Origin of the sequence: Luteitalea sp., from assembly GCA_009377605.1 — a bacterium.
Classification (GTDB): Bacteria; Acidobacteriota; Vicinamibacteria; order Vicinamibacterales; family Vicinamibacteraceae; genus WHTT01.
In genome coordinates, this window is record WHTT01000015.1 from 25,828 (window position 1) to 34,551 (window position 8,724).

Annotated in this window: 9 protein-coding genes and 1 pseudogene (1 of these 10 only partly in view); 3 read left to right on the top strand and 7 right to left on the bottom strand. The window is 64.3% G+C overall.

The window, feature by feature from the left end; translation table 11 throughout:
• Window positions 1-2 precede the first annotated feature (2 nt).
• Window positions 3-377, top strand: a complete 375-nt coding sequence (locus tag GEV06_07125; protein ID MPZ17666.1) for a hypothetical protein — start codon at window positions 3-5, stop codon at window positions 375-377.
• 67 nt (window positions 378-444) lie between these two features.
• Here the strand turns inward: GEV06_07125 and GEV06_07130 are convergent, their stop codons facing one another.
• From GEV06_07130 to GEV06_07145, 4 genes are all read right to left on the bottom strand, one after another.
• Window positions 445-1,071 (bottom strand): hypothetical protein, encoded by a 627-nt coding sequence (locus GEV06_07130; protein MPZ17667.1) that lies wholly within the window; start codon window positions 1,069-1,071, stop codon window positions 445-447.
• Between the two features lie 116 nt (window positions 1,072-1,187).
• The gene (locus tag GEV06_07135) at window positions 1,188-2,060 is read right to left on the bottom strand and encodes a hypothetical protein (protein MPZ17668.1); all 873 of its coding nucleotides are present in this window, start codon (window positions 2,058-2,060) and stop codon (window positions 1,188-1,190) included.
• Window positions 2,061-2,630: 570 nt separating this feature from the next.
• Window positions 2,631-3,011 (bottom strand): hypothetical protein, encoded by a 381-nt coding sequence (locus GEV06_07140; GenBank protein MPZ17669.1) that lies wholly within the window; start codon window positions 3,009-3,011, stop codon window positions 2,631-2,633.
• Complete coding sequence (locus GEV06_07145) at window positions 2,954-3,475, bottom strand: serine hydrolase (protein MPZ17670.1); 522 nt, start codon at window positions 3,473-3,475, stop codon at window positions 2,954-2,956. The genes GEV06_07140 and GEV06_07145 overlap by 58 nt, the downstream gene beginning before the upstream one ends.
• 248 nt (window positions 3,476-3,723) lie before the next feature.
• On the opposite strand from GEV06_07145, the gene GEV06_07150 reads away from it, so the two are divergent.
• Together GEV06_07150 and GEV06_07155 are read left to right on the top strand one after the other, a co-directional pair.
• Window positions 3,724-4,398, top strand: coding sequence for a hypothetical protein (locus GEV06_07150; GenBank protein ID MPZ17671.1), 675 nt, complete (start codon window positions 3,724-3,726; stop codon window positions 4,396-4,398).
• 87 nt (window positions 4,399-4,485) lie between these two features.
• Window positions 4,486-6,018 (top strand): OmpA family protein, encoded by a 1,533-nt coding sequence (locus GEV06_07155; GenBank protein MPZ17672.1) that lies wholly within the window; start codon window positions 4,486-4,488, stop codon window positions 6,016-6,018.
• A gap of 419 nt (window positions 6,019-6,437) precedes the next feature.
• On the opposite strand, the pseudogene GEV06_07160 reads toward GEV06_07155, so the two are convergent.
• The 3 genes and pseudogenes from GEV06_07160 to GEV06_07170 form a co-directional block, all read right to left on the bottom strand.
• Window positions 6,438-6,916: pseudogene (locus GEV06_07160) on the bottom strand (hypothetical protein).
• A gap of 43 nt (window positions 6,917-6,959) precedes the next feature.
• Window positions 6,960-8,468 (bottom strand): hypothetical protein, encoded by a 1,509-nt coding sequence (locus GEV06_07165; GenBank protein ID MPZ17673.1) that lies wholly within the window; start codon window positions 8,466-8,468, stop codon window positions 6,960-6,962.
• A 202-nt stretch (window positions 8,469-8,670) separates the two neighbouring features.
• Window positions 8,671-8,724 carry the end of a cupin domain-containing protein gene (locus GEV06_07170; GenBank protein ID MPZ17674.1) on the bottom strand. The gene runs 705 nt beyond the window's last position, so only the last 54 of its 759 coding nucleotides appear in the window; its start codon lies off the right edge, out of view; its stop codon occupies window positions 8,671-8,673.

Consider the following 8,724-nt stretch of genomic DNA (forward strand, 5'->3'; position numbering starts at 1 on the left):
TCATGAAGACATTCATCACCACGATCGTGATCAGCATGCTGCTGGGAGGCTCAATCGCCGCGCACGGCGACGAGGGCGCGCCAGATTATCGCCGCATCCGTCAGGGACTTCGACGATCCGCGGCGCCCTCGACTTTTGCTATCGTCGAGCTGCCGCCAGCGCGCCGGCAGCCCCCACAGGTCCGCCAGCGTGATTCCATCTGGAACGGTGTGCTGATAGGGGCCGGCGTCGGCGCCGCCGGTGGGTTCCTCTGGGCGCAGAACATCTGCGACGGCAACGACAGTGAATGTTCCGCCATCGCGACCCCAGTCGGGGTGCTCGCAGGCGCGGGCATCGGCACCGCAGTGGGCGCGATCGTGGATCTCCTGCACAAGTAGCAGGATTGCGCGCAGGATACCGTCCTGGATCCCGATCTCAGCAAACACGTCGACGCCAAGATTGCGTTCAGTCGAGCAGATACCCGGTGATCGTCGCTCCGACGGTGCCGCGCCCGTTCACGGGATCCACCAGCTGTGCCCTGAGGCACCAGGGGTCGGCTTCCGGTGTAAGGGGAAACACGATTGGGACGGGATAGGTGAGCTGCACGGTGTGAAACGATGGCACGACCACGTTAAAGCCCGTCGATACGATGCTGCCCTGGCAGTCGTCTACCACCAGACGCACGGTCACGTACCGCGTGGCGCTCGAGGCAGGTAGGAAGCTGAACGCGGCGCTGCTGATCGCGTAGTGACCGGACAGCTCAGAGACAAAGCCGTTGGTGTCCACCAGCTCGACGTCCGCCAGGTAGGCGCTGCCCTGCATGACTTTCTGTCGCGTGGGCGCTGCGAGCAAATTGTCGACGCGCACCGCCCCGTTTACGGGGACGGGCTCGGCCGGCGCGTTCGTCACGGTCACCGGAAGGCCGACGGCGGCCGGGCTTCCGGGCTCGATCTGGCTGACCGCCTGGACCTCCTTGGCGTTGGGGGTGTCGATGCCCTGACCGGCGTGGGTCACCCCGATGACACCTGTCGCGCCGGCCAGCAGGCCAACCACGACGATCTTCGTCACCGCGGCTTTCACGGCTGTTGTCATGTGTGCTTGCACGTTTCCTCCTTAGCGCGGTCACCTCACGGCACGCCCAACGCGCCTAATTGCAGATCGGTGTCGCGCGGTGCAGGACCTTCAGATTGGCGTTGGTGGCGTTGCCTCTACAGCTTTGTCACCGAGCTGTTGCCAGAATTCGCGACCCAGATATTGGCACCGTCAAAGGCCAGGCCGAGCGCCCCTGTTGGTGCCGAGATGACGGTGAAGGTACCCAGCACGGCGCCGTCGACCGCGCGCAGCTTCGTCACCGTGTTGTCCAAGAGGGTGGCGATCCAGACGTTGGCTCCGTCGAAGGCAATACTTCGCGGCAAGCCGCCGACGCTGAACGTGGCCAACACGGTGCCGTCGACCGCGCGCAGCTTCGTCACCGTGTTACTGCCTGAATTGGCAACCCAGATGTTGCTGCCGTCGAAGGCGACGCCTTCAGGGTTGAGGCCGACGCTAATCGTGTCGAGTGCGGTGCCGTCGGTCGCCTGCAGCTTCGTCACTGTGCCGCTACCGGAGTTGGCGACCCAGATGTTGGCCCCGTCGAAGGCCACGCCTGTTGGCTGGTCGCCGACGTTGAAAGTGCCCAGCAGGTTGGCGTTGGCCGCCCCCATCTTCGTCACGGTATTGCTGCCCGAGTTGGTCACCCAGACGTTTTCACCATCGAAGGCCACGCTCTGGGGGCTCACTCCGACGGGGAAGGGGCCGAGCACGGCGCCGTCGGATGCGCGTAGCTTGTTCACCGTGTCGTTGCCTGAGTTCGCCACCCAGATGTTGGCGCCATCGAAGGCCACGCCTTCGGGGTTGAGGCCGACGAAAAAGCTGCCCAGAACGGAACCATCGGCTGCCTGCAGCTTCGTGACCGTGTGGTCGCCGTAGTTGGTGACCCAGATGTTGGCTCCATCGAACGCCATGGCACGCGGTATTTCACCGACGCTGAACTCGGCGCCAGACTGATTTCCTCCGTACCACCGCAGCAACGCGACCCGCAAAGGATCGAGACCATTGCTCGGAGGCCCGGGTGGGCCGGGCGGTCCCACAGGACCGTCGACACCGGCAGGACCCTGCTCGCCCGAGGGACCAGCCGCGCCGGCGGGGCCCGATGGCCCGGTAGGACCAGCAGGACCCTGCGGGCCGGGTTCCCCCTGTCGGTTCCACGTCACGCGCTTCTCCCACGCGTAGCACGCCTGAGTGGCGACGACGATTCTCGTGGCGAGCGTCGTCGTGCATGCGTGAATCTCCTCCACGTCGGTCGTGGACTGGGCGACTGCTGCGGCCGTGATGCCGGCGACCACCACGACCGCGACGACGAACCAGATCAAGAGGCTCCGGTTCGGGCCTCGCCGATCGTTCCTGCGTCGAATCCACGTGCTCACGCGAGATCCTCCTCGTCTACCCAGGTGTCAGTCAGGGCGGCTGTCGCCGCGACTCGAGGGCTCCATGGTGGGCCACGTCCCGGTTCGCGTCACTACGTAGGTACGTAGGAATCTCTGTCCGTGGCAGGAATCGGTGGCGTGAGTCGACCCGTGGCAACTCGTTCCGGCCGGAACGAGCTCTTGCGTCTAGCGGGCGGCAGTCGACGACGACGCGGCAAGCGCCGGGAAGACCCGCTGCGCGAAGTGATCACGGATCGCATCGTCCAGCCGGCGTGTGTTGGGCCGATCCGGATTCGCCTGTGAGCTTGCGTTCGTGTTGTAGGCGACGATGAACGCGGCGCGCGAGGCGGGATGGACGAAGAAGTGGGACATGAAGCCGTTCTGCTCGCCGCTGTGCCCGATCAGATCGAGGCCGTCGCGGCGCTCCAGGAAGTAGCCGAGGCCGAGCGACACACCGGGCTCTGGCCCCGCGATCTGCGGCCGGAACATCTCTTCGAGCGAGCTGCGCTTCAGGACCACGTCATCGCGTCGAGCTGCTTCCAGGACGGCGGCTCGAACGGGTGCCACGCCTTGTCGCCGCCCCACGAGCCCCACGTCGGATCGCGGAAGCCGGAGCTGTGCGACAACAGGTGCCGAATCGTGATCGCCGACATCTCACCGAAGGGATTGTGCGCGTGCCGCAGCTCCGGCACGTACTTCACGATGGGATCCTCGAGTGCCAGCAGGCCGCGATCGCGCAGCTGCAGGATCGCGATCGCCGTGAACGTCTTCGTGATCGACGCCCAGTGATAGATCGTCCGCTCGTCCACCTGGCGCTTCGCGTCGCGATCCTGCAGGCCGTAAACCTCGTGCCGCAGGACGTCTCCGTCCTGTATCACGAACAGGGATCGACGCGGAGTTCCTGAAGCTTCGAGCGCAGCTGCCACAGCTTGCCCAGCCGAACATGCGCGTGCTGGAGACTGTTGACCCCCGCGCGTCGTCGCTGGTCGACCTGGCTTTCGCGGCCGCGTGCACCGTCTTTGTCCTTGCACATCGCGCGCTCGACCTGCCCTATCGCGACTCTCCTCGCCCGAGTTTCAGCTAACCCGTCGACCCCGAATAGTTGTTTCGCGGCGCTCCTTATCACTGGCGTCAAAGCGGTCCTTTGATGGGGCGCGTGCGATTGCTACGTACCTTCGTAGTGACACCGGCCGCAACGTGGCGAATCCTTGACCGAAACCGGACCTGACGCGAGGCGTCTCGTGCGCCCTCACGTCCTCTCGTCCGAAGGGAGGACCAGATGCGAACCTGGAGATCGACGGGTTGGTTGGGTCGAGTGCCGGTGGCCATGGGGCTGCTCGCTGGGGTGGTATCAGGCGGGGGCGTGGCCTTCGCTGCGGCGCAGGAGCCAACCGATGAGGTGATTCACGCCTGCGCGAGCCGAGGCCTGCTTGGTCTCGGCAATGGGGATATTCGGATTGTCGAGGACCCCGGTGCGTGCCGGTCGAACGAGTATCCCGTGAGCTGGAATCATCAGGGACCGCAGGGTTTGCCAGGACCGCAGGGTCCAGTCGGCCCGCAAGGCCCCCTCGGCCCGCAAGGCCCCCTCGGCCCGCAAGGGCTGCCGGGCACGCAGGGCGAGTCCGGACCGGCGGGGCCAGCGGGTCCAGAAGGGCCGGTCGGACCAGAAGGGCCGGCGGGACCCGGGGTCACCGGCTACGAGATCGTCTTGGAGTCGACCGCTATCAACAGCGTTGACCGCAAGTTCATCGAAGCGGTCTGTCCCTCCGGCAAGGTGGTGATCGGTGGCGGCGCCGGGTTCGGGGGGGATAATGACACCAACGTGGCGCTTATCATCAATCGTCCCGCCCTTGATGGGAGCGGGTGGGCCGTAGTGGCGCATGAAGTGGGGTCCGGCACACCTAACGACTGGCAAGTGTTTGCCCACGCGATCTGCGCGGACGTCGCGCCGTGAGCGTATTGTCGCCTTCGGCCCGCGGCGATCGGCTCGGACGGCTTCCTCGGGCGCCTGACAGCGCTGGGGCCGCCGGATGGAGAGACCATGAGAAGCAAGCGCGTGTCATTGTTCCGCGGTGCGGCAGAGGTCCGTCGTCTGCGGCCCGCATACGGCATCACGTTGGTGCTGGCGCTGGCGGCGTGCTCGCCCAGCGGGCAGGAGCCGAGCGAGCCGGTAGCAAGGTCGTCGGAAGAGCCCGCGGTGAAGCGTGCCGAGCCGTCGACAGCGACGGAGGCGGAGCCGAAGCCGAAGAACCCCGTCAAGGGCGTGGATGCCAAACCGGCAGCGAGCGCACTCGCGATTGAAGGCCGGAACATACGTTTGGTGCGGGTGGGTGAGGACGAGCTCGCCCTGCAGTTCGAGTTCTTCAACGGCACGAAGGATACGCTCCGCCCGAGTGATGTGGACATCTACGTGCTGGGGCCCAAGGTGCTGCTCGCTGATCTGCCCCGCGGGACGTCCTATGGCGTGCTGCCGGAATCGGGGAACGACTCGCGGATCAGCGAGAGCTCTCACGAGCCGGCGCCGCCCGGCAGGTCGGTCATCGTGACCGCGATGTTCACAGCGCCCCCTGCGGAGACCACCAAGATGCTGGTCATGGTCGCGGGTCTGCTCCCGGTGATCGTGCCCGTGCAACCGCAGGGCGCGAGCGCGCTGCAGGATGACCCGGTGTTGAGAGGCCCGCAGCCCGAGCGCCGCATGCTCGGGCCCCTCGTGTGCCGCACCGAAGGTGGAGACGGGGAGTCGGATCAGTCGGTCGTCGAGCTCAGACTGCCCAGCGACCTCCTGTTCGAGTTCGGCAGTGCCAAGCTGTCCGCAGAGGCGCAGTCGGCGATCAGCACGGCCGGGAAGGAGATCAGTGGTCGCAGCGGCACAGTCACCATCGAGGGGCACACCGACAGCGTGGGCGAGGATGCCTCCAACCAGACCCTGTCTGAGCAACGCGCAGCGTCGGTGCGAGACGGGCTGCGTGCCGAGCTCGGTGACGGGTTCAGTTACGAAACCGTTGGCTTCGGCGAGACCAAGCCGGTCGCGACGAACCAGAACCCCGACGGCAGCGACAACCCGGACGGGCGGGCCCAAAACCGGCGGGTCGAGGTGCGTCTCGGCACGCTGACCCCGGCAGGTCCCCCGACGTTGGAACCTGCCGAGCTCCAGAACGATCTGGTCGAGGCCGGCTTCCAGGTCAGTGCCGAGAGCCTCGAGCGGCGCGCGGGCTACGTCCTCGCCCGGGTAACGGTGACCAACCCGACCTCCGCTCCATTGGAGCTCACCTTCGGCAGTGGACTTATGCCCTCCATAAGCCAGGCACCAGAAGGGTTGACCCTGGCCGACAAGACGACCCAGCGCCGCCACAGCATCTGCCACGCCCCGGAAGCCGGGATGTACCTGCACTACCTGGGGAACTTCGTCGGCGTCTACGAACCGTCAGACTCCAGCGTTGTACCCGGCGGCGCCGATGTGGTCTTCTGGGGGCTGTATCCCGCTCCCCCAACCGAGGTCACCTCCATGGATCTTGAGATCGGCGGGTTCGGCAAGGTCGTATCGGCTCAGGTCAAGGCCACAGGTATCCCGTGAACACCGGGAAGGTCCTGCCCTGCTCAACGGTTGCAGCGATCAGGTCCGTCCACAGGACACCTGCGTCCACATCGGTTGACGAGATGGCGAACCCCAGACTCGTGGAGAAAGTCGAACGCCTTCTGACAGAAGGATGTGAACGGGCTCGCAACGGGGTTCTTCATGTCGCCCGCTGGAGCCGTTCCGGCGGGATCCCGAGTGAGCGCGCCAGGCTGATGGGGTGGTCGTCGTCCGCAAACACGGCGATGTCCATGAGCTCCGATGTGAGCAATGCCTCCAGGACGGCGATCGAAGTGTCGATGCTCATCGCGCTTGTGAGATCTAGGCGATACGCAGATGGAAGCCATCGGGATTCGCGGGATGTCCGCTCCCACACCACGATGAGACGTCAGCGCGGCCGCACGTGGCGGCGCGATGGACTACCGTTCATCCCAAGGCTTGATCAGCACCGCCCGCGTGTAGAGCAGGATGAAGCCGCGCCTCATCACGTTGGCCTGCGATCGCGAGCCGGGTGCAGTGGTGACGACGGCCAGATCGCAGCCGGCGGCAGCGGCATCGGTGAGACGACGATGGAGGAGCGCGGTCTGGACGCCGCGACCGCGGAACGCCGGTAGCGTTGCGGCGCCCGCGACCTGCGCGAGCCCATCGCGGAGCGCCAGACTGGCGACACCAGAGCTCGACGCGGACGGCCTCGCCGCGCGCGTGCCATTCCTGCTCGATCGTTTCCAGGCTTGTTCGCGGGAGAGCTCGGGCTGACGTACACAGCCAGCCCTCCGACAGTGGGCAGGACGAGCGCGCGGCTATCAGGCCGCGACTCGCGCACGGCAGTGGCGGCGCCCGCCAGGAGATGAGCCTCCGCACGATCGATGCGCGCAGCGAGCGCGGTATCGGCGAACACGCGGGGATTCTATCAGTCTCTCGTGTAATTCATCGCTTGACCGTCAAGGTTTTCCTGGCGTCCGAGTGAGGCTGTATTCCACGACTCCGTCCATACCTCCAAGCAACAGCACCTCGCCTTGTCCATCTGATCGTGGTGCTGCGAGAATTGTACGGACTTTATCTATTTCTTCTTGCCAGACTAGGCGGCCCTTGGGGTCGAACAGCAATAGCACTGAGCGTGCATATCCTGAGCTGCCATGGCTCATCACTGCAAGATAGGGTTCGTCGGTCGTATTGAATCGCACGGCAGTGCCATCCGGTCCATGGTAGGGGTTGAACGATGTGCCTTGAATAACGTGCCTTAGTACTTCCTTCCCGTCCGGGTCCAATACTCCAATCCGGCTGCCTCCACCCACAAGCAAATGGCCTGGCTTTGGCCAAGCGATTGATTCAATCTCTGAGGTCCGTTGAGGAAGATGAATCGTCCTCTTAGGATTACCTGCATTGTCATAGAGTCTGAGCTCCCGCGACTCGCCATATCCAGTAATTGCAAGTGGGAATCGGGTCCCATCGGCTGCCACGTACACGCCGACATCCGATACTGGCAGCTTGATGCTCCATAAGACTTTGCCGTCCGGGCCGTGAAGGTCAGCACGATCATTGCTTTGATACGAGAAGAAAGTTAGATCGCCGGGAGAAACGCGAATCGGCACCAGCCGAGAGAACCCTGTAGCCTTCAACGCCCATAGCAAGCGTCCACGACTGTCGGATACGCCAGCGCTGGAGGCGACGAGTAGACCGCCTTTTCCGTCTGCCACCAAATATGGGTACATATGGACACAGCCGTCGCAGGACTCGTGGGCGAAGGCTGCCTTGAACTTGACCGTGTAATTCAGGGGGCTCAGCAAGGCAACGCCAGAAGTTCCGAGTACCGCAATGTCATTTCCTGGCTTTGAATCGAAGTTGCCGAGCGCTAAGACTTCTACTCTACCAAGGGGACAGCACGGGTGAACTCCGCGCTTCGTCAACGGCACGTCCTTCACTGCAACCACTGGAAACCGCGCCTCTCGCTCCGCAATGGACCTCGATCCATAAATGCCAGCGCCCGCTCCTGCGGCAATGGCAATGACAATTGCGAGGCCGGCCATCCATGCGCGGCGACGATCGTCTTTGACGATTGCATGCGCGAGCCGTCCAAGGACCCATCCTGCTGCCCCTGCACCCGTGGCCAATATTGGAATGAACATCAACGCGATCCCAGCCGTTGAGCTAGACCGCAAGTTCAGCGTGCCGTGCGCCCATAGAAGAAAGGCCAACCCTCCGGACAGCGCGAACCAGAACGCGAGCGGAGCGTGCTTGCTCAATGTTCCCAGCCCATACAGTGCGCCCGCCGGGATCAAATTGAATGCGGAAAGGAAAAGAACGCCACCGACGCTAGGAAGATAATCGGCAAACCATTCCCAGCCACGCGTAGGCACGCTCGGCAATCGGGCAAGGAAAGGTACGAGTAGTCCCACTACGACAGAGAAGGAGAAAAGATGCCGAGGTAAGCCGATCGACAGTTGCTTCATACGATCCCGAGCTCAGGAAGCAAGTCAACACCAAGATTGCGTTGCGCGTCACTACGAGGGTACGTAGAAATACGATCCAACGAGGAGCCCAGCTCGTCCATGCGGCCGGGACCGTGCAGAAGGTGCCTGGGAAATCGATGGCCCGTACAGGCCGTCACGCTAGCGCGTCGGGCGATACGTGGAGCGCACGGCCAGGATGCGGCTAGTCCCGGCACCAGGGCTGTTGTCCGCATAGAACCCGACGGTCACGTTCGGG

Excerpts from the sequence above, each read along its gene's own strand:
- GEV06_07150 (MPZ17671.1), top strand. The coding sequence starts at position 3,724 with ATGCGAACCTGGAGATCGACGGGTTGGTTGGGTCGAGTGCCGGTGGCC.
- GEV06_07155 (MPZ17672.1), top strand. The coding sequence starts at position 4,486 with ATGAGAAGCAAGCGCGTGTCATTGTTCCGCGGTGCGGCAGAGGTCCGT.
- GEV06_07125 (MPZ17666.1), top strand. The coding sequence starts at position 3 with ATGAAGACATTCATCACCACGATCGTGATCAGCATGCTGCTGGGAGGC.
- GEV06_07165 (MPZ17673.1), bottom strand. The coding sequence starts at position 8,468 with ATGAAGCAACTGTCGATCGGCTTACCTCGGCATCTTTTCTCCTTCTCT.
- GEV06_07130 (MPZ17667.1), bottom strand. The coding sequence starts at position 1,071 with ATGACAACAGCCGTGAAAGCCGCGGTGACGAAGATCGTCGTGGTTGGC.